Below are 19,270 nucleotides of genomic sequence, written 5' to 3' on the forward strand. Positions count from 1 at the left end.
AGGCTGCTGCATGCAGCTTGATCTGGGTGGCGACCAACGAACGGATATCTTGCGTCGCAGCCAAGAAGCATTGATCGAGCGGTTCGGGCGCATCATTCGCCCCCCTGAGAAACGGCGCAGCCCTGAATGGGTTCTGGTGCACGGGGTAATCGGAGCGCAAACCAAGACCGCTGCCTCAAACGCCTCGACCGATGGACTTTTGGCCGAGTTTGGTTCGTGGGAGGCGGTAGCGGAGCTTTCCGAGGAGGCTCTCGAAAAACGGCTTCAGCGGCAGAGCTTTCCCTCGGTTGCGGCCAAGCGGCTAAGGGCGTGCCTTCGGGCGATCATTGCCGAGCGGGGAAGTGTCAGCCTTGCCCACCTTTCAAACCTGCCTTTGGGAAAGGCGATGGCATGGCTTGAGACGCTGCCCGGCGTTGCGCGCAAGAACTCCGCCGGGGTGATGAACGCATCGAGCTTCGACCGCAAAGCGATGGTTATCGACGGCCACCATCGCCGCATCATGCAGCGCATGGGCGTGGTTCCTCTCAAAGCGGACACAGCGAAAACCTATGACGCGCTTATGCCGATTGTGCCGGGCGAATGGTCCGCCGCCGATATGGATGAGCACCATTTGCTCCTGAAGAAACTGGGCCAGACGTTCTGCCGGCCGCGTTCGCCCAAGTGCGAGGGATGTCCGGTGCACGAAGACTGCGAGATGGGAACCCCTCAGGTTGCGCGCGGTTGATAGAGCACACCATGCCGTGCGGTCTGGCTGTTCGTTGACAGGAGCGCCCCTGATGCCTCTCTCAAAGCCGATGACATTTTGCGCCATTATGAGCGCTGCGCTTCTGGTGTCCTGTTCCACCGCGGATAGCCCTTCGAACGACACTGCAATCGAGGAGCAAAGAGCCGATATGAAACCAAAGACCGACCTTTCCTATGGCCCGCATGAGCGCAATACATTGGACTTGTATGTGCCAGCGGATGTCACCGATCCGCCGCTGCTTGTATTTATTCACGGTGGCCAATGGCGACGCGATGACAAGGATCGTCTGGATCGGTTTGGCCGCATCGACGCTTTGATGAAGGCTGGCATCGCGGTTGCAACAATCAATATGCGTTATTCGACCGATGCGATTTGGCCTGCTCAATTGGAGGATGTTCGCGCGGCCGCGCGGTTCCTGCGCGAGCAGGCGGCGGATTATGGCTACACCACCGATCAGATTGCCTATTGGGGAGAATCTTCGGGCGCTCATCTGGCTTTGATGGCGGGTCTTTCCGGGGCGCCCGAATTCGGCCTTTCAGAAGGTGGGCCAATCGCACCGACCGCAGCGATCGTTGCGTGGTTTGCACCATCAGACCTCACACAGATCGCGGCAGATCGCGAGGCCGATAATGTGCCCGGTGGCAATGAGGAATTTGGCCAGCCCACTCCGGAAAATCGTCTTATCGGTGAACCGGTCGCTGATAATCTTGCCAAGGCGCGCGCGGCGAGCCCGGTGGACATCGTTCAGACCGCGCCGCCCAATGCCCCGATCCCGCCAATCCTGCTGGCGCACGGTACGCAGGACCCCGTGGTGTCGCCGCTGCAATCTGATCGCCTGAAAAAAGTGGTTGAGGCCCGGTTTTCAGGTGCAGAGATTACATTGAGAAAGGTCGATGGCGCCAGCCATGGTAGCGAAGAGTTCGCTGATGAAATCGAGCCTGCGATTGCGTTCCTGCTGCGCCATTTCAAAGCCGGTGGATGATCTTGGCCGCATGGTATGGCAACTTTGCCCCGTGGCTCCTTGGGGCTTTGGCAAAATTCCTGCTCAGGTTTCCCGCCGCCGCGCCATATGAAGGCCGTGATGCTGAACGCTGATCAAGTCGAACAGGTTTACCGCAAGCTTGCAGACGCCATGCCGGGTCGCACCAGGAATGCCAAAGGCCCTAAGGGTCAACCCGATGCCTTTCGCTCGTGCATCTCCTGCATGCTGTCTGCGCAGTCGCTTGACCGCAATACCGCGGCCGCGACCAAGGCTTTGTTCAAGCTTGCCCGCACGCCTGAGGCGATGCTTGCGTTGGAGGATGATGCCATCCGCGAGGCGATCAAACCGTGCGGGCTCTACAACAACAAGACGAAGAACATTCGCAAGTTTTGCACCGCGCTTATCGAAGAGCATGGCGGCGTGGTGCCGGATACGCGCGAAGGGCTGATGAGCCTGCCCGGCATTGGTCGCAAATGCGCTGACATCGTCATGAGTTTTACCTTCGGGCAGGACACCATCGCGGTCGACACCCATGTCCACCGGGTGTGCAATCGCATCGGCCTGACAAAGGCCAGGACCGCCGATAAAACCGCCCAGCAACTGGAAGAACGCTCGCCACAATGGGCAATGCGTGACGGGCATTTCTGGCTCATCCAGTTTGGCAAGAAAGTGTGCCGCGCGCGCATTCCCAAATGCGATATCTGCGTGGTCAGCGACCTGTGCGAAACGGGACCAATTGCACGGGGCCAATCAGCCGGGGAAGCTGACGCCGGTTAGCTCTTCGGATTTTTCCCAAAGCGCCTTTGCCAAGGCTTCATCGCGGATATGCGGATAGACGCCCGAGGATCGCGGTGGCTCCTCGCCCACCATTTCGCCGACCTCGCAATCCTCGCAATAGACGCCGCCCATGCCCTCTAAAAGTGGGGATGTAGCGGCCCAAACGGTGGTTGAGGCGCCTTCCTCGGTGGATTTGAACATGGCGTGCGTATTGCCTTCATCATCGTACCACCCCATCGCTTTTTGCTCATCCATCGTCAGGTGGCGTTGCAGCGGTGTGGCGATGCCGCCGGGATGAACGGCAAAGGCGCGAATACCGTGGGGTTCGCCCAATTTATCGAGGTGGAGTGCAAACAGGGCATTGGCGCTCTTCGCCGCGCCATAGGCGGACCATTTGTCATAATCACGCCGCTTCCAATCAAGATCGTCGAGGTCGAGCGCATTGAGGCGGTGACCGATCGAGGAGAGGCAGACAACCCGCGCAGAGCCCGCCGCCTTGAGCAATGGCCAAACCCTCGCAGTCAGGTGAAAATGGCCCAGATGATTGGTCGAAAACTGCATTTCATAGCCGCGCTCGTCACGCATCAGCGGGCTTGCCATGATTGCCGCGTTATTGATGAAAATGTCGATTTCGAACCAGTGGTTTGCAAGCTCGGCTGCGAACGAATCGATGGAATGAGGGTCCGACAGATCGAGCGCGAGGACCAGAATATCGCCCCCGATATCGTCCAGAACTTCTTGCGCCTCCACAGGTCGCCTCGCGCCGACACAAATTTTTGCGCCCGCTTGCGCCAAAGCGCGAACCGTTTCTGTGCCGATGCCTGAATAGCCGCCGGTCACCAGAACCCGCTTTCCCGTAAGGTCAATGCCGGCAACGACCTCCTTCGCGGTGGAGCGCATGCCAAATGGAGAGCCAATAGGTGTCTGTTGCGAGGTCATTTTCATCACATCCATGTCTTGGAGAAAGGGTCGGCTGAGGCTACCAGTCTAGCCCAAAGTTCAAACATTGCGAGGGAGACTGAAAGTATGAAGACCGCGATCACCGAAATGTTCGGCATTGAGCACCCGATTATCCAGGGCGGAATGCACTTTGTCGGCTTTGCCGAAATGGCGGCGGCTGTGTCAAATGCAGGGGGCCTGGGCATCATCACCGGCCTGACGCAAGGCACGCCCGAAAAGCTCGCCAATGAGATCGCGCGTTGCAAGGACATGACCGACAAGCCATTCGGCGTAAACCTGACTTTTCTGCCTTCGCTTACACCGCCCGATTATCCCGGACTTGTCAAAGCCATCATCGAGGGCGGCGTTAAAGTGGTCGAAACCGCTGGCCGCAACCCGCAGGAAGTGCTGCCTCACCTCAAGGATGCAGGCGTCAAGGTGATCCACAAATGCACCAGCGTGCGCCACTCCCTGAAAGCGCAGGAAATCGGCTGCGATGCGGTGTCGGTCGATGGTTTCGAGTGCGGCGGTCACCCTGGCGAAGACGATGTGCCAAACTTTATCCTTCTGCCGCGCGCCGCGGACGAGCTGGAAATCCCATTCGTTTCCTCAGGCGGCATGGCCGATGGCCGCAGCCTGGTGGCATCGCTCGCCATGGGTGCACAGGGAATGAACATGGGCACGCGCTTTATCGCCACCAAAGAAGCCCCCGTGCACGAAAACGTGAAAAAGGCGATCGTCGCCGCATCCGAACTCGACACGCGCCTTGTCATGCGCCCGCTCCGCAATACCGAGCGCGTACTGAACAATGATGCGGTCCAGCGGCTCCTGGAGAAGGAAAAAGAGCTCGGCGATGATCTCAAGTTTGAGGACATCCTGCCAGAGGTCGCGGGTGTTTATCCGTCGATCATGATGGAAGGCGAAATGGACAAGGGCGCATGGTCGTGCGGCATGGTCGCGGGCCTCATCAACGACATTCCCACTTGCAAGGAATTGATCGACGGCATCATGGCGGAGGCCGAAGAGATCATCACAAAGCGTATGGGCGCAATGCTTGCCGCTTAAAAGCGCGCATTTGGCAAGATAGGAACCGGGCGGGTCGGGACATTTGGTCCCGGCCCGCTTTTCTTATGGGTGTGCGATTATGATCGGCGCTATTTTCTGGCTGCGCCCCGCTATGGCGAATTAGCGCGCGCCTTCGGATGCTTGTTCTACGCGCGTGTAAGGGACGAAATCCTCAAACCGCACCGCGCCGGTAAAGAAGCCCGAATAGCGTTCGACCGTGTTGGCGATATCCTGACGGCAAAGCTGGGAACCGCTGAACCGCTCGAGGACAAGCACATCGTCGCGGTCGATATCCTGCGGCCTTGTTGTCCGCTGCACATAGATCGTCTTGCCACGGCCATAGACATAGGCTGTATCGTCGATGGTGGTGACGCGCTGATGGGCAAGGCTGTTGATGCAATTGACCGGCTCGCCGGCCTCGCGCCCTTCGAGCATTTTGGCAAGACGCGCTTCGCCTTTGGAAAGCTCTTGCCCAGCCTCGTCAGGCGATGCGTCGCCAGCCATTGCTGGCGCACCGGTGAGCAAGGTGAGGGCGGCTGCCCCGCAAAAAGCGGCGCTGGCGGTGGCGGCGTTAAAACGAATCATGACACACTCCTGATTGCCGGTCATGGAACCATGGTAGCATATCACTGAACCTGCGCTGACCGCAGGTGGGGCCGGCCGCGTGCCGTTACCCCTCACTCATATTCGAGGGTGAGCGCAAACTGCCCCTCGTAAAAGCCCGGCACGGTGTTCGAAGGCACTTGCAAGCGGCCTGCGATCGTGAAGGTGAAATAACCATCGGGATTAACGATGCGAAAGCGGCGCGGATTGGTGTTGATGATAATCGGAGGCTGGCTGCCGATAAGGATCGCATCCATCACCAGCGTTTCCGTACCGCCTGATCGGGTGAGGATGTGCTGATTGGCGTTCACATTGATTAAAACCGTCTGAAGGAACTGGCCATAGCCCCAGAAACGCGCCGGCTCCTGGGTGCCGTCGATCTGAATGATACCGCCTGTGGTGCTTACGTTTCCGGCCGAATCCATGACAATTTCGCCATCGCTATTGCCGGGGATGATGTCGCCGAAATCGAGATCGGTTTGTTTGACGAAGCTTAAGGGAGTGACGAGAAACGCCTGTGTGTCGGCTGTTTGCGTTTCCTGTGCGAGCGCATTTGCAGGCAGCATCCATAGGCCGAGAATGGCTCCCAGCAGGCCTGCAATACGTTTGAAGCTGTGCATGTTTATTCGCGACCCAACCGTTCCTGATGAGCGGTCTCTAGGTGCAAACAATTAACTATCTTTAAAAATCAGGCGGCTGTCTTTTCGTCGCCTGTATTCGCTGGGCCTTCATCGGCTGGTCCGCCGCGAAGGACAAAACGCCGGTCGCAATAGCCGCAATCGACATAGCCGCTGTCGTCAATTTCCATGTAAACAAGCGGGTGGCCGAGAGCTGCGGGACGGTATCCGCTCCCTGCGCGAATAGAGCTTGCCCCGTCGCAGGAAACGCGCCGGGTGTCGACTTTGATTGTCTCAGGAATGAGTTCTGCCATATCCCGCCCGATAATCTCAGTCTGGTTTGTTTTCAACTCCCCAATCCATACGCAAAGGCGCTGTATGCCGGGTTAGTTGTAATCGATGGTGACGGTAAATGTGCCGAGATAGGTGCCCGGTTGCTGATTGGCGCCAACATCCAGAGTGCCCGCGACCCGAAAATCATATTCGGTCAGAAAGAAATAACCCGGCAGTCCGAAAATCACTGTGCGGTTATAATCGGTGGTGAAATCGCGCAAGGTCATGGTTTGCCCCGGCAGCGATGTGTGGGCAAGCTCGATGCTGTCGGTGCCAGCCGGACCGACATAGGTCGGAAAGTCGATGAACAGGCGCCGCGTCATGCGGAATTCTGCGGATTGCGGGTTGCCGCCCGCCGATATGACCGAGCCCGAGGTCGAAACCGCGCCAGCAGGCGAAAGTGTGATCGTTCCGCCTGTATCGCCCGGAATGATCTCCCCGAAGTCGAGATCGGCCAGCTTCACAAGGCGCGTGTCGATTACGATTTCGGTGTTGGCGGTCGTGGTTGTCGTTTCCGCAACTGCCCCATGCGGCGCGAGGCACAGCGCTGCCATCGCCGCCAGCGAGGCGGAGGCGAGGCGCATGGTGCGTGCGCTTTTGCGCAAAAGCGATGTGCCGGTCTTTTCCATTACACCCTGGCCTATAGATCGCCGGTTATGCGCAGAAGCTGACCAAAGAGAGTTACCGGTCCATTTACTTTTTACGCCCCCTTGCGTCCCTCATCACCCGCTTTATTGGCTATGGGTATGAATGCTCCAGCCATCCGCATCGACAATCTCGCCAAACGCTATGCCGCGCCCAAGGGCGCAAAAGGGGCTGAGGCAGAAGGAAAATTGGCATTGAAGGGTGTCAGTTTTGATGTGCCCGAAGGGTCGATCTTTGGCCTTCTTGGTCCCAATGGGGCGGGCAAATCGACGCTGATCAATATTCTTGCCGGCCTCGTTAACAAGACCAGCGGCTCGGCCGAAATCTGGGGCTTTGACATTGACGAGCAGCGTCGCAATGCAAGCCGCGCCATCGGGATCGTGCCGCAGGAAATTGTCTTCGATCCTTTTTTCACGCCCTATGAAGTGCTCGAAAACCAGGGCGGCTTTTACGGCATCGGGGCCAAGGACCGGCGCAGCGAGGAATTGCTGGAGGCGGTGCGGCTTGCCGACAAGCGCGATGCCTATGCCCGCACGCTTTCAGGGGGGATGAAGCGGCGGTTGTTGGTGGCCAAGGCGATGGTCCATTCGCCCCCGATCCTTGTCCTTGATGAACCCACCGCAGGTGTCGATGTCGATCTTCGCCGGCAGTTGTGGGAGCTTGTGAAAGAGCTCAACGATGAGGGGGTCACCATCGTGCTCACCACGCACTATCTCGAAGAGGCTGAGGAGCTGTGCGACGAGATTGCGATCATCAACCACGGTGAACTCATCGCGCACAAGCCCACCGCCGACCTCATCAATATGGCGCGCGAGAAGATCGTTGCGGTGACGCTTGCCAATGACGTGCCAGCTGCGCCCACGCATGATGCGTTTCACAAGGTTGAACTCACCGGTGAGCGTGGCGTGGAAATAACCTATGACAAGGACGAGATGAGCGCAGGGCAAGTGCTCGCCATTCTTCAGGCGCAGGGCCTCACGATCGAGGATGTCACCACCAGAGAGGCCGACCTCGAAGACGTCTTCGTGCAATTGACCAGCGCAAGCTAGGCGACGTTTGCCGGAACAGGCTTTGCCCGGGTAAACGCAATTTTCACGGGCTTTGAGCTAAGCCCTCGCCCATGGTGGCAACAGCTCACATGAACGCTTCGGCCAAGGGAGGAGGGCATTACCTCTCGATCCATTACCTGCGCGCGGTCGCGGCGGTGATGGTGGTGGCCGAGCATATCTTCAACTATGCGCTGGTCCCGGTCGAGGATGAAGTGTTTTTCCATTGGCTCCGGCACGGCGTCGCCATCTTCTTTATCATTTCGGGCTTTGTGATGGTCACATCAACGCAAGGCCGCACCACCCGGCCGGCCGCGTTCATGAAAAGGCGCTTTTTGCGCATCGCCCCGCTTTACTGGGTGATGACGATTTGCTGGATCGGGTTCCTGCCAAGTTGGAACCTTGAGCATTTGGCCGGGTCGCTACTGTTCCTGCCGAGTCCGGACCCTGTTACGGGTGTCATGCGCTCGCCTTTGCTGGAGCCGGGGTGGTCGCTCAATTACGAGATGTTCTTCTATCTTGTTTTTGCAGGCATCTTACTACTGCCGGAAAAGATGCGGTTTTGGGTCGCAGCACTCGTTCTGGGCCTGTTCTCGCAAAGCACGCAATGGTTCAATCTGCCGCCTTACCTGGCCTATTTCGCAAGCCATCTCCTGTTGCTCTTCGTCGCTGGCATGGCTCTTGCCAGGTTCAACTGGCGGTTGCCTGTATGGATGAGTTTTGCCGGATTTGCAGGCCTTGCGATCACTCCGCATTTTACCGATGTTTGGATATTTTCTGTCTTCATACCGTGTGTGGCGATTGTCGCAGGCGCTCGCTCGCTTGATGGGTATCTGCCTGAAATAAAGCTGCCCACGTTATTGGCTGACGCTTCCTATGCGATTTACCTCTCCCAGTTGATAACATTGCAAATCTGCTCGGTTCTGGTGGCGCCTTATCTGCCCGGACCTGCGACGTTTGTCGTTGTCATGGCGCTTTCCTGCTGGGTCGGTGTTCTTGTCCACCGACGCATCGAAAACCCGCTGACCGCTTTGTGTCAAAGGGGCTTTTCGGTCTTTCAATCAAGGGCGGTGCAAAGCGCAGCCTAGCCGGTCTTGCGCTTAGACCTCTTGCCAGCCGCCGCTGCCCGCGTCATTGCGCTTGGGCATGACTAAGCAAGCGGATGCAAATGCGGCTGAAACAAGCGCATATGATGTAATCATCATCGGATCGGGAGCCGCCGGGCTGACCGCAGCGTTGGAGCTTGCGACACGCCTGCGGGTTCTGGTCCTTGCCAAAGGCTCGCTCACCGGCGGATCGACCGCATGGGCGCAGGGCGGGATCGCCGCTGTGCTTGATGCAGGCGACACTTTCGAAAACCACGTACGCGACACGATGGTCGCAGGCGCTGGTTTGAATGACCGTGAGGCGGTGGAATTCGTGATCGAGCGCGCGCCGGAAAGCATCGACCGGCTGGTCGAGCTGGGCGTGCCGTTTAACAAAGACTCGGGTGATCTGCACCTGACGCGCGAAGGCGGGCACTCGCACCGCCGTATCGTCCATGTCGACGATGCAACCGGATGGGCGGTGCAATCGGCTCTGCTCAGAGCGGCTGAAGCCAATCCCAACATCACCATGCTGGGCGGTCGCACCGCGATTGACCTGATCACCGACCGCAACCGCGAACGCTATTCGGGCGGCGGCCATGTCTGGGGCGTTTATGCGCTCAATGAAGAAACCGGCTGGGTCGAACGCCACGTCGCGCGCGCCACGATCATGGCGGCGGGCGGGGCTGGCCGGGTGTATCAATTCTCCACCGCGCCAAGAGGCGCGACCGGAGACGGCATCGCCATGGCATGGCGGGCAGGGGCGCGCGTCTCGAACATGGAGATGATGCAGTTTCACCCCACCTGCCTCTACAATCTCGAAGTCAAAAACTTCCTCATCACAGAGGCCGTGCGCGGCGAGGGCGGGCATTTGAAGCACCCGGAAACCGGGCACCGCTTCATGACCGAATATGACGCCGACCGCATGGAATTGGCGCCCCGCGATGTGGTTGCGCGCGCGATCGACGACCAGATCAAGCGATTTGGCCTCGACTACGTGCATCTCGATATCAGTCACCAGCCGCCTGAATTCGTGCGCGAACACTTCCCGACGATTTATGACAAGCTGATGGGTCTTGGCATTGATATGACCAAGGAACCGATCCCCGTCGTCCCTGCGCAGCACTACACCTGCGGCGGGATCGTGGTGGACCTGTTCGCGCGCACCGATCTGCCCGGCCTTTGGGCTGCGGGCGAGTGCACGGAAAGCGGCCTCCACGGCGCGAACCGTCTCGCGTCAAATAGCCTGCTCGAATGCTTCGTGTTCGGCGAAGCGGCGGCCTCCGACATTCTTACCATGTGGGACGAATTGCCCGAGCCTCCCGCCATCCTCCCATGGGATGAAAGCCGCGTGTCGGATTCGGATGAGCAGGTGGTGATCAAGCAGAACTGGACCGAGATCCGGCGCTTTATGTGGAACTATGTCGGCATTGTGCGCACCACAAAGCGGCTAGAGCGCGCGGCCAATCGCATTGCTCTCCTGCGCCAGGAGGTCGAGGATTATTACGGCAGCTTTGTGGTGACGACCGACCTCATCGAACTGCGCAATCTGCTGCAATCGGCCGAACTCATCGTCACCTCGGCGCTCGCCCGCAAGGAAAGCCGGGGCCTGCATTACACACTCGATTATCCGGGCCTGAAAGCCACGGTGCGCGATACGGTGCTGGTGCCTTAAAGAATCGAGCGGCCGCGAGGCCCGCTTGTGGCCCGCGACCGCTCTCCCATTGCCTCAATACGATCAGTCGTCGAGGCCGTAAGGGTCGCTGCTGCTGCCCCACGGATCATTGTCAGGCGGTGTCATGCCTTGAGTCACCGTGCCGCTGCCGATCACGTCGATGATGCTGCCGATGCCGCCCGAAACGCCGTCAGTTTCCTGACCGCTGAGCATTTGGACGCGCGACTTTGCATTCGCAGATGCAGCGGCAATGCCGGCTGCAAGTTGATCGCTGCCGATACGGGCAGCTTTCTTGCTGGTTTTCATGGTCTTCTCCAATGGTGAACCCGGACAATCATGCGTGAACCGTGGCCCCACTGCCCGGGCGTTGAGTGGGTGACGGGATTAGGGAAGGACGCTGCGGTCCGATGGGGGTGCGCGGTGCAACGCGCACAGAGGCAGAACTTGGCGCTTTGGTGGTAACTTGCGGGCAGCGAAGGCAGCTTTGCGTGCCGTTTTCGGCAAACCAGCGGCAGGTGGCGCGCAGCGTGCAAGCAGGCGCTACATCCACCACGGGCTGCAATTGTTCGAGGATCGCCTTGCCAAGCCCGCATCCCCCGTCGCGCCACTGGCCACAGCCACTGTTCGCGCAAGGGGCCGAAAAACGCAGCGCATGGCCGGGGTCAATTCCAAGCTCGTCAGCATCGAAATCATCGGGAAGCTCTGCGCCCTTGTGAGTATAGGCAACCTGCGCCTCGCCATCCTCTTCGAGCACCACGCCAAGAAGCTTTGCCTCGGGATGATCGAACGGCGCGCTGGGGCAATCGAGCTGCGGTTCTTCGGACATTTGCGGTGTATCCTTCCCTCGAAACGGATGCGATCGGGTCGAGGAGAGACAGTAGGCAGGCAGCGCGGCGCGGCGTATCGACCGGGTGTGCTAGTGCAAGTGTAGGGGCGCACCGGCCCGGCAGCGGCAGTCAAACTGCACCCTACGAAAAAGAGCGGCCGCAGGTCCGATGAAGGACCCACAGCCGCTCTCTTGCGACCCTTAAAGGGGGGGAAGGGGGCAGGCCGCTTTTCGTAAAGCCAACTAATAGGTCGCGGGCCGCGCGCGGCTCTATCGCTCTCATGTGCTAGTGTTCCTGATATACAGCACACAGAAAGAAAGAGCGGCCTAGATGAACGTTATGATCAGACCCCTCGCAATCGCGCTGGCTGGCGCTGGCCTCGCCGCAGCTACCCTCGCAGCTCCTCTCGCAGCCCAGGATCCGGCATCGCAGGGCCCTGCTTCAGATGCGCCCCTTTCCGACAACCAGATAATCGTCACCGCAAAAGCCGCTGGCGCGCCGATGTGGACGATCGAAACCGAGGCGGGCGCGGTCATCCTCGTGGGCGAAATCCGCGCCGTCCCCAAATCGACGCCCTGGTTTCCCGACCGGCTCGAGAGTGCCACACGCGAAGCTGACCGCGTGATCGTGCGCGGCGCGCCCAAGTTTTCACCCGGCGATGTGTTTCGCCTGCTCTTTCGCGGGGGCAAGTTCACAAAGCTTCCTGATAAGGGGGTGGCTGCCGATTATCTGGACGATGCGCAGCGTGCCCGGCTCGCAAGCCTCGAGGCGGAATACGACATCGACTATGATCGTCGCTCGTTCCTGATGACCGGCTTTGACCTCCTCGCGCGGAGGCTCGACTTCGATGATGAGACGACCAAGGACGCAACCGACATCGTGAAAAAAGCGGCGAGCAAGGCCGATGTGCCTGTCACCCGGCCAGAGCGGTTTCGCGGCGAAGACCTGCTCGACAACCTTGCAGACGCTCCGCCCACAAGCCACATCCCCTGCCTGGAAGCTGCGATGAGCGCGACCGAGGCGGGGCAAGCGATCATTCAAAAGCGTGGTGAGGATTGGCGCAGCTTCGATATTCCTGCCGTCATGGCGAACCCGCTCGAAGTGGCGCTGGGCACTTGCTGGCCGTGGGCGGACGATGAGCTTGGCGATGAGATCCGCGGGCAATGGGTGGGCATGATTGCCGATGCGTCCGAGCAGCCGGGCGTGACGCTTGCCGTGGTGCCCTTGCGCGTATTGGCCGAGCCCGACGGCGTCCTCGACCAGCTTGAGGCGCAGAATTTCCTCATCGGCGGGCCTGACTGGCGGGGGAAGGCCGCGGCCTCTCCCGAAGGCTAACCCTTGCTCTTGCGGCGCAGGTCTGCATTGTAGGTTGCCGGAAGAAACCAAAGGAACCGCTGCACCCATGCCCACCATCACCACGCCCAACACAGGCATCGAACTTTTTTACGAAGACCACGGTGATCCATCGCGCGAAACGATCCTGCTGATCATGGGACTAGGCGCGCAGATGACCTTGTGGCCCGATGAACTGGTCGAAACGCTGGTCGGGCACGGTTTTCGCGTCATCCGATATGACAACCGCGACATTGGCCTTAGCCAGAAGTTTGAAGGCGCAAAGCCGCCAAAGCTAGCCTGGCAGATCATTCGCCAGAAGATCGGTTGGCCCGCCAAGGTGCCCTACACGCTGGAGGCGATGGCCGATGATGCGGTTGGCCTCCTGACCGCTCTGGACATCGGGAAGGCGCATATCGTCGGGGCCAGCATGGGCGGCATGATTGCGCAGCTTACCGCGATCAATCATCCCGAGCGCCTCTTGTCGCTCACCTCGATCATGTCGACCACCGGCAACAGCTCGCTTCCCGTGGCGGAAAAACACGCGATGGACGCGCTTGTTGCTCCGATCAAATCAATGGAGGAAGACGATCTGGTGGCGCACGGCCTTAACATTTCGCGCAATATCGGATCGCCCGGATATCCTGCGGACGATGAGCGCGCGAAAGAGCGTATTCTCGCGACCATCCGGCGCAGCGTCTATCCCGCAGGGCTTCCGCGGCAACTCGCGGCGATCATCGATGATGGCTGCCGCCGTTCGCGCCTCGCAAGTGTGACCGCTCCAACGCTCGTCCTTCACGGAGAGGGGGATCCGCTGGTCAAGCTTGAAGGTGGTCAGGATACGGCAAAACATATTGCGGGGGCCAAGCTCGTCACCATTCCGGGGTGGGGCCATGATCTGCCGATCGAGCTGATCGAGCCATTGGCAGGGCACATCGCCGATCACGCCCGCGCGGCGAGCGAGAAGGCGCCTGAATCAGCCCCAGAGCCAGCATAGGGGCGGGCTAGCAGCAACAATATTGCAAGCCCGTTTGCGAAAGATTCAAGGATTGATTCACATGATTCAATCACCAAATTTTTCTTCACAGATTCACTTTGGGGGTTGCGGAAGTCGCGACTCAAGCTTTTCCGGCGCTTCGCTGCACTGCAACATAAATATGTGATCGGGTTCGGTGCAGAATCATAGTTAAAAGGCCGTTGACCCGATTCCGCTTCTGATTCACTATCTGGTGGTTCGGTTCGCAATGGACCCCCAAATTGTAGTGCGCATCCTCGCTTTCAGGCACGCTCCCGGGCATTAGGCACAAGGGGCGGCACGGGGAAGGAGTCGCTGCGAACGGGTTTTTTGAGGGCTGATCGAGACGGTTTGAAGGGACTGCCTGTGCGTGCGCTTGCTGTGAGTGTGCCTGCGCAAAACACGGGCAAAAGATGTCGATAACACGGTGCGGAACAGAATCGGAACAAATGAGCTTTTGCGCTATACGGGTCAAAAGCTCCCGATTCGAGTGAAATAGAACGGGGCGATCATGGAATTTAAAGCGGGTGACGAAGTGCTGAATGAAGCAGAAGGCGTTGACGTGGCCGACACACAGGAAAAGGCAAGCACGAATGCAGGTAAGGCTGTGACAATGGAAAAATCCGACAAAGGCAGCGACGCTCTTATCGCGGAGAAAAGCGCAGAAGCGCTGGGCAACGCTGTGGCAAGCGCGGCCAAAGCTGCCGCAGATGACAGCAAGAAGGTCAACGACCGCCGCTTCGATATCCAGATCGACGAAAGCCGCGATGCCAACCTTACCGAGTTCGGCAAGGAAACGCTGACCGACCGCTACCTGCTGCCCGGCGAAAAGTATCAGGATCTGTTCGCGCGCGTGGCCGATGCCTATGCCGACGATGCCAAGCACGCGCAGCGGCTTTATGACTACATCTCGAACCTGTGGTTCATGCCTGCAACGCCGGTGCTGTCCAATGGCGGCACCAGCCGGGGGCTACCGATTTCGTGCTATCTCAACTCGGTGAGCGACAGCCTCGACGGGATTGTGAACACCTGGAACGAAAACGTGTGGCTCGCCTCCAAAGGCGGCGGCATTGGCACCTATTGGGGCAATGTGCGCGGCATTGGCGAGCCTGTGGGCCTCAACGGCAAGACCAGCGGCATCATTCCGTTCGTGCGGGTGATGGATTCGCTCACTCTGGCGATTTCGCAAGGCTCGCTGCGCCGTGGTTCGGCTGCGTGCTATCTCGATATCTCGCACCCGGAGATCGAGGAATTCCTCGAAATCCGCAAACCCTCTGGCGACTTCAACCGCAAGGCGCTGAACCTGCACCACGGCGTGCTGCTCACCGATGACTTCATGGAAGCGGTGCGCGACGGGGCCGAGTTTGAACTGAAATCACCCAAGACCGGCGAAGTGCGTGGTAAAGTCGATGCGCGTTCGCTGTTCCAGAAGCTGGTCGAAACCCGCCTCGCAACGGGCGAACCTTACATCGTGTTCAACGACACGGTGAACCGCATGATGCCAAAGCACCACCGTGAGCTTGGCCTCAAGGTTTCGACCTCGAACCTGTGCTCTGAAATCACTTTGCCCACCGGCATTGACCACCTCGGCAATGACCGCACGGCTGTGTGCTGCCTTTCATCGCTCAACCTTGAAAAATGGGATGAGTGGAACGGCGACAAGCAGTTCATCGAAGACGTGATGCGGATGCTCGACAACGTGCTTCAGGACTATATCGACCGCGCACCGCCGGAAATGGCGCGCGCGAAATACTCTGCCATGCGTGAGCGTTCGGTCGGCCTTGGTGTGATGGGCTTCCACTCCTTCCTGCAATCGAAGGGGCTTGGCTTTGAAAGCGCGATGGCGAAGGCCATGAACCTTAAAATGTTCAAGCATATTCAGGCGAAAGCTTCGGAAGCCTCCATGCTTCTGGCGCAAGAGCGTGGCCCTTGCCCCGATGCGGCCGACATGGGCGCGATGGAGCGTTTCAGCTGCAAGATGGCAATTGCGCCAACCGCCTCGATCTCGATCATTTGCGGCGGCACCTCTGCCTGCATCGAGCCGATCCCGGCGAACATCTACACCCACAAGACGCTCTCGGGCTCTTTCATCGTGAAGAACCCCTATCTTGAGAAACTGCTCGACAAGAAGAGCAAGAACTCGACCAATGTGTGGAACTCGATCCTTGAAAAGGGCGGCAGCGTCCAGCACCTCGATTTCCTCACCGCCGAGGAAAAGGCGAGCTTCAAGACCAGTTTCGAGATCGACCAGCGCTGGCTGCTCGAATTCGCAGCCGACCGCAGCCCTTATGTCGATCAGGCGCAATCGCTGAACCTGTTCATCCCGGCTGACGTCGACAAATGGGACCTTATGATGCTGCACTTCCAGGCGTGGGAGAAAGGCATCAAGTCGCTTTATTATCTCCGCTCGAAATCGGTCCAGCGCGCAGGCTTTGCCGGAGGCGTTGAAGCCGACAACACGGCGGACGCGGCAAAATTCGAGCTGAGCGCCGAGCAAACCGACTATGAGGAATGCTTGAGCTGCCAGTAAGGCTCCTCGACAAGCACAAAGACCCCCGCCAGGCCCAGCGCTTTGGCGGGGGTTTTTGTTTCTCTTGTCTGTTTGCCTCGGGGCTTTGACGTAGCTTGGCGGCAAAGCCTGCCTAACGCTGTTGGCGTACACTTTGCGTTCGCCCGCCGTTACAGGAGACCCCCCGCGCCATGTTCGCCAGCAGAGCTTCCGCTGCCCGAGATTTCGAGCGCAGCCAGATCAGCGCCGTTGGCACGTGCAAGACCGCGCGCGGACAGGAATTCGAGATCGAATATCGCGATATCTCGCAAGGGGGATGCCGCGTCGATGATCTGGTTGGCGGGATGAGCCTCGGCGCGCATGTGAGCCTTTTTATCGAAGGGACCGGACCAATCCGCGCCGAAGTCGCGTGGCGACAGGGTGACCGCGTGGGTTTGGAATTCTTGCAACTTTTGCCTGACCGGGTTTACCGCCACCTCATCAGACAGGAATGGGACCTTGCTCGCCGCGCGCCGCTCCTGGATGGACGGGTCTATCCGGTTCGCCGGATCATCTGACGCGAGGGAGCAAAGCACCACCCCCCTCGCACTTCCCTGAAAAATGTGTCACGCTTCCTTCTGTCGCAGGAGGAGAGGGCTGATGGCACCGGAAATTTGGATCGGAATTGCAGGAACGATTTTCCTGTTGGGCTTCATCATCAACGGACGGCGCCTGTCGCGCGGACCCGAAGGGCACAGCGCCAATGCGGGGCGCCTGCACATGGCGATGGGCGCGATCACCTTGCCATTCATGTGGCTGGCGGTTGTCGCAGCGGCCAGCATGTGAGCAAGCGCTCATCATGAAAGCCACCCGAATTCTCATCACCGCTGCGCTCGCTCTCGCGTTGTCTGCATGCGCCAGCCAGATTGACGCAGGCGTCAGCACCGAGCCGGACACGCCCGGTTTCCTTTGGGGGGTATGGCATGGCTTCATCTTCCCGTGGAGCTTCATCGGCTCGCTCTTCAGTCCCGACATCGCGGTCTATGCCGTGCCAAACAAAGGGGGCTGGTATGACTTTGGCTTCTTCCTTGGCGTGACCGTTTTGGGCGGGGGCAGTTTCTTTGGCTCAAAGAAGAGCAGGGACTGACGCTGCAAGAGAGAACAGAACAATTTGAAACGGGAGCGAGGCAGTGCTCGGAATACTTGGATTGCTCGCAGGGATCACCCTGCTCATTTGGCTTGCGCTTCGTGACGTCAACATCATCTTTGCCTCGGTCCTCGGGGCGATATTGGTCATTCTCACCAACGGCCTGCCCTTTGCCGAAAGCCTGACGCAAAGCTTCCTGCTGTCAGACCTCGGCGCGTTCACCTTTGCCGGGCGGTTCTTCCTGCTGTTTGCAGCAGGCGCGGTGTTCGGCAAGATCATGGGCGATGCCCACGCGGCGACCTCTGTGGCGATGGCGCTGGTGCGATTGCTTGGCGCTCACCGCGCGCTCTGGATCATCGTCCTTGCCTGCGCGCTTCTCACCTATGGGGGCGTGGTGGTGTTCGTGGTGATCTTCGCCTCCTATCCGCTGGGCTTGAGGCTGATGAAGGAGGCCAACATTCCCAAGCGCCTGTTCTGCGGCGCGCTTGCGCTTGGCGCGGGGACATTCACGCTCACCGCGCTTCCCGGCACGCCTTCAATCCAGAATGTCATTCCCACGCTTGCACTTGGCACCGACCTGTTTGCAGCGCCCGTGCTTGGCCTGTTCGGCGGGGCGATCATGTTCGTTGTCGGCATGATCTATCTGGAACGCGAACGCGTGAAGGCGGCGGCTGCTGGCGAAGGGTTTGAGGCAGGGCCGCGCGATGTCATCCCTGATTTGACAGAGATCGAGAAAGACGTGCCGCACCCGCTGCTCGCGGCCTTCCCGCTGGTGCTGGTGATCGCGACCATCCTCGCCCCGCGCCTGGCACAAAGCGCCGGAATCGAGGCCGCCTGGGTCAGTTTTGCCAGTTCGCAGCCGATCTTGTGGCCGTCGATGGCTCTGATCTTTGCAAGCGTTGTCGCTGTGCTTGTCTTCCCGCTGGTGCGCAAAAACCCGTTGCAGATCATGGGAACGGGTACGCAGGATGCGATCCTTCCGCTTATGGCGACCGCCTCGGTGATCGGATTTGGCGGGGTGGTTGCACAAACGCAGGGGTTTGCCTTGTTCACACAGGCAGTCGTCGGCTCGGGCCTCCCGCCGCATCTCTCTGTCTTTGCTGCCTCCAGCACGGTGGCCGGGATCACCGGCTCATCCTCTGGCGGATTGCAGATCTTCATGACCACGCTGGCCGAGCCGTTTCTGGCGCTGGGCCTCGATCCGGAAGAGCTTCATCGCCTGGCCGCCATGGCAAGCGGCGGTCTCGATTCGCTCCCGCATTGTGGCGCGGTCATCGCGATGCTGACCATCACCCAACTGACCCACCGCCAGGCGTATAAGGACGTGTTTGTGGTGACGGTGCTGGTGCCGATCCTTGCAACGCTGGCGGCGACGGGTCTTGCGATGGGGATGGGTTAGAAACCCATCGCGCTCCAATAAAGCGCGTAAAATGCCGCCCATCCCATGAAGAAGGCGGTCCACACCGGCCGCTTACCAAAGCGTTGCACCATGCGTGGACCAGCCCAGCCTGCGACAAGAGCGACCAGCACGAAGCGCGGCAATCGCGCGATGATTGAGGCAAGGGCGAAGAGCGCCAGTGCACCGGTCCCTGCGCCCGTTGACCCCGCGGCAAGCGCGTAGAGTTTGTAGGGAACGCCTGAAAAGCTGCCGATAGTCATCGCGATCATGCCGCCCAGCGCCCAATCGTCATGCGTTTGCGCGACAAGCGCGGCGTCAATGCCGGGAAGGACAAGCATGAGCTCGATCACATCCTTGGGATGGGTGCTCGCCCACAGCCACAAGGCCGCGCCGCCAAGGGCCGCCGACACCGCCGCAACCAATGCAGCGAGCATTGCCTTTCGGACACCGCTCCTGATGCCGAGCGCCATGATGGGCACATCGGCGACGATAAAGAACAGGACCGCTTCGGCAAAAGCCCAGATGGCGACAAGCGCGATCATCGCGGCGA

22 protein-coding genes are annotated in these 19,270 nt (G+C 59.5%); 14 read left to right on the forward strand and 8 right to left on the reverse strand.

Annotated features, from left to right (window positions below):
• Nucleotides 1-10: 10 nt before the first annotated feature.
• The 3 genes from MWU38_RS00090 (at nucleotide 11) to nth (ending at nucleotide 2,504) form a co-directional block, all read left to right on the forward strand.
• A complete protein-coding gene (locus MWU38_RS00090; RefSeq protein WP_247269795.1) occupies nucleotides 11-724 on the forward strand; it encodes an endonuclease III in 714 nt (237 codons plus the stop codon).
• Between the two features lie 52 nt (nucleotides 725-776).
• Complete coding sequence (locus MWU38_RS00095) at nucleotides 777-1,727, forward strand: alpha/beta hydrolase (RefSeq protein WP_247269796.1); 951 nt, start codon at nucleotides 777-779, stop codon at nucleotides 1,725-1,727.
• Between the two features lie 87 nt (nucleotides 1,728-1,814).
• Nucleotides 1,815-2,504 (forward strand): endonuclease III, encoded by a 690-nt coding sequence (gene nth / locus MWU38_RS00100; RefSeq protein ID WP_247269797.1) that lies wholly within the window; start codon nucleotides 1,815-1,817, stop codon nucleotides 2,502-2,504.
• Here the strand turns inward: nth and MWU38_RS00105 are convergent.
• Complete coding sequence (locus tag MWU38_RS00105) at nucleotides 2,478-3,443, reverse strand: oxidoreductase (RefSeq protein ID WP_247269798.1); 966 nt, start codon at nucleotides 3,441-3,443, stop codon at nucleotides 2,478-2,480. The genes nth and MWU38_RS00105 overlap by 27 nt on opposite strands.
• A gap of 18 nt (nucleotides 3,444-3,461) precedes the next feature.
• Between MWU38_RS00105 and MWU38_RS00110 the strand changes: the two genes are divergently transcribed.
• Complete coding sequence (locus tag MWU38_RS00110; RefSeq protein WP_281494451.1) at nucleotides 3,462-4,508, forward strand: nitronate monooxygenase family protein; 1,047 nt, start codon at nucleotides 3,462-3,464, stop codon at nucleotides 4,506-4,508.
• Between the two features lie 120 nt (nucleotides 4,509-4,628).
• On the opposite strand, the gene MWU38_RS00115 is transcribed toward MWU38_RS00110, so the two are convergent.
• The 4 genes from MWU38_RS00115 to MWU38_RS00130 form a co-directional block, all read right to left on the reverse strand.
• Nucleotides 4,629-5,093: a hypothetical protein gene (locus MWU38_RS00115; RefSeq protein ID WP_247269800.1), complete on the reverse strand. Its 465-nt coding sequence runs from the start codon at nucleotides 5,091-5,093 to the stop codon at nucleotides 4,629-4,631.
• Between the two features lie 92 nt (nucleotides 5,094-5,185).
• Nucleotides 5,186-5,731, reverse strand: coding sequence for a DUF4402 domain-containing protein (locus MWU38_RS00120; protein WP_247269801.1), 546 nt, complete (start codon nucleotides 5,729-5,731; stop codon nucleotides 5,186-5,188).
• Nucleotides 5,732-5,799: 68 nt separating this feature from the next.
• Entirely contained in the window at nucleotides 5,800-6,042 is a 243-nt protein-coding gene (locus tag MWU38_RS00125) for a zinc-finger domain-containing protein (RefSeq protein WP_247269802.1), read from the reverse strand.
• 72 nt (nucleotides 6,043-6,114) lie between these two features.
• Nucleotides 6,115-6,690 carry a DUF4402 domain-containing protein gene (locus tag MWU38_RS00130; protein WP_247269803.1) on the reverse strand — a complete coding sequence of 192 codons (576 nt, stop codon included), beginning with the start codon at nucleotides 6,688-6,690 and terminating at the stop codon, nucleotides 6,115-6,117.
• A gap of 117 nt (nucleotides 6,691-6,807) precedes the next feature.
• On the opposite strand from MWU38_RS00130, the gene MWU38_RS00135 reads away from it, so the two are divergent.
• The 3 genes from MWU38_RS00135 to nadB all read left to right on the forward strand — a co-directional run bounded on the left by MWU38_RS00135 (nucleotide 6,808) and on the right by nadB (nucleotide 10,512).
• Complete coding sequence (locus MWU38_RS00135) at nucleotides 6,808-7,755, forward strand: ABC transporter ATP-binding protein (RefSeq protein WP_247269804.1); 948 nt, start codon at nucleotides 6,808-6,810, stop codon at nucleotides 7,753-7,755.
• A gap of 89 nt (nucleotides 7,756-7,844) precedes the next feature.
• Complete coding sequence (locus tag MWU38_RS00140; RefSeq protein ID WP_247269805.1) at nucleotides 7,845-8,840, forward strand: acyltransferase; 996 nt, start codon at nucleotides 7,845-7,847, stop codon at nucleotides 8,838-8,840.
• A 58-nt stretch (nucleotides 8,841-8,898) separates the two neighbouring features.
• Entirely contained in the window at nucleotides 8,899-10,512 is a 1,614-nt protein-coding gene (gene nadB / locus MWU38_RS00145; protein ID WP_247269806.1) for an L-aspartate oxidase, read from the forward strand.
• A gap of 63 nt (nucleotides 10,513-10,575) precedes the next feature.
• Here the strand turns inward: nadB and MWU38_RS00150 are convergent, their stop codons facing one another.
• Nucleotides 10,576-10,818: a hypothetical protein gene (locus MWU38_RS00150; protein ID WP_247269807.1), complete on the reverse strand. Its 243-nt coding sequence runs from the start codon at nucleotides 10,816-10,818 to the stop codon at nucleotides 10,576-10,578.
• A 28-nt stretch (nucleotides 10,819-10,846) separates the two neighbouring features.
• Nucleotides 10,847-11,338, reverse strand: coding sequence for a hypothetical protein (locus MWU38_RS00155; RefSeq protein ID WP_247269808.1), 492 nt, complete (start codon nucleotides 11,336-11,338; stop codon nucleotides 10,847-10,849).
• Nucleotides 11,339-11,669: 331 nt separating this feature from the next.
• Here MWU38_RS00155 and MWU38_RS00160 point away from each other — a divergent pair, with 331 nt between their 5' ends.
• The 7 genes from MWU38_RS00160 to MWU38_RS00190 all read left to right on the forward strand — a co-directional run bounded on the left by MWU38_RS00160 (nucleotide 11,670) and on the right by MWU38_RS00190 (nucleotide 18,720).
• A complete protein-coding gene (locus MWU38_RS00160; protein ID WP_247269809.1) occupies nucleotides 11,670-12,674 on the forward strand; it encodes a TraB/GumN family protein in 1,005 nt (334 codons plus the stop codon).
• 67 nt (nucleotides 12,675-12,741) lie between these two features.
• Nucleotides 12,742-13,668 (forward strand): alpha/beta hydrolase, encoded by a 927-nt coding sequence (locus tag MWU38_RS00165; RefSeq protein WP_247269810.1) that lies wholly within the window; start codon nucleotides 12,742-12,744, stop codon nucleotides 13,666-13,668.
• 529 nt (nucleotides 13,669-14,197) lie between these two features.
• The gene (locus MWU38_RS00170) at nucleotides 14,198-16,216 is read left to right on the forward strand and encodes a ribonucleoside-diphosphate reductase subunit alpha (RefSeq protein ID WP_247269811.1); all 2,019 of its coding nucleotides are present in this window, start codon (nucleotides 14,198-14,200) and stop codon (nucleotides 16,214-16,216) included.
• Nucleotides 16,217-16,386: 170 nt separating this feature from the next.
• Complete coding sequence (locus MWU38_RS00175) at nucleotides 16,387-16,752, forward strand: PilZ domain-containing protein (RefSeq protein ID WP_247269812.1); 366 nt, start codon at nucleotides 16,387-16,389, stop codon at nucleotides 16,750-16,752.
• Between the two features lie 82 nt (nucleotides 16,753-16,834).
• Entirely contained in the window at nucleotides 16,835-17,020 is a 186-nt protein-coding gene (locus MWU38_RS00180; protein ID WP_247269813.1) for a hypothetical protein, read from the forward strand.
• A 13-nt stretch (nucleotides 17,021-17,033) separates the two neighbouring features.
• A complete protein-coding gene (locus tag MWU38_RS00185; protein WP_247269814.1) occupies nucleotides 17,034-17,321 on the forward strand; it encodes a hypothetical protein in 288 nt (95 codons plus the stop codon).
• A gap of 43 nt (nucleotides 17,322-17,364) precedes the next feature.
• Nucleotides 17,365-18,720, forward strand: a complete 1,356-nt coding sequence (locus tag MWU38_RS00190) for a GntP family permease (RefSeq protein WP_247269815.1) — start codon at nucleotides 17,365-17,367, stop codon at nucleotides 18,718-18,720.
• Here the strand turns inward: MWU38_RS00190 and MWU38_RS00195 are convergent.
• The gene (locus tag MWU38_RS00195) at nucleotides 18,717-19,262 is read right to left on the reverse strand and encodes a hypothetical protein (RefSeq protein ID WP_247269816.1); all 546 of its coding nucleotides are present in this window, start codon (nucleotides 19,260-19,262) and stop codon (nucleotides 18,717-18,719) included. The genes MWU38_RS00190 and MWU38_RS00195 overlap by 4 nt on opposite strands.
• Nucleotides 19,263-19,270: the final 8 nt, after the last annotated feature.

The sequence above is a fragment of the Qipengyuania sp. S6317L1 genome (assembly GCF_023015615.1).
Lineage (GTDB): Bacteria > Pseudomonadota > Alphaproteobacteria > Sphingomonadales > Sphingomonadaceae > Erythrobacter.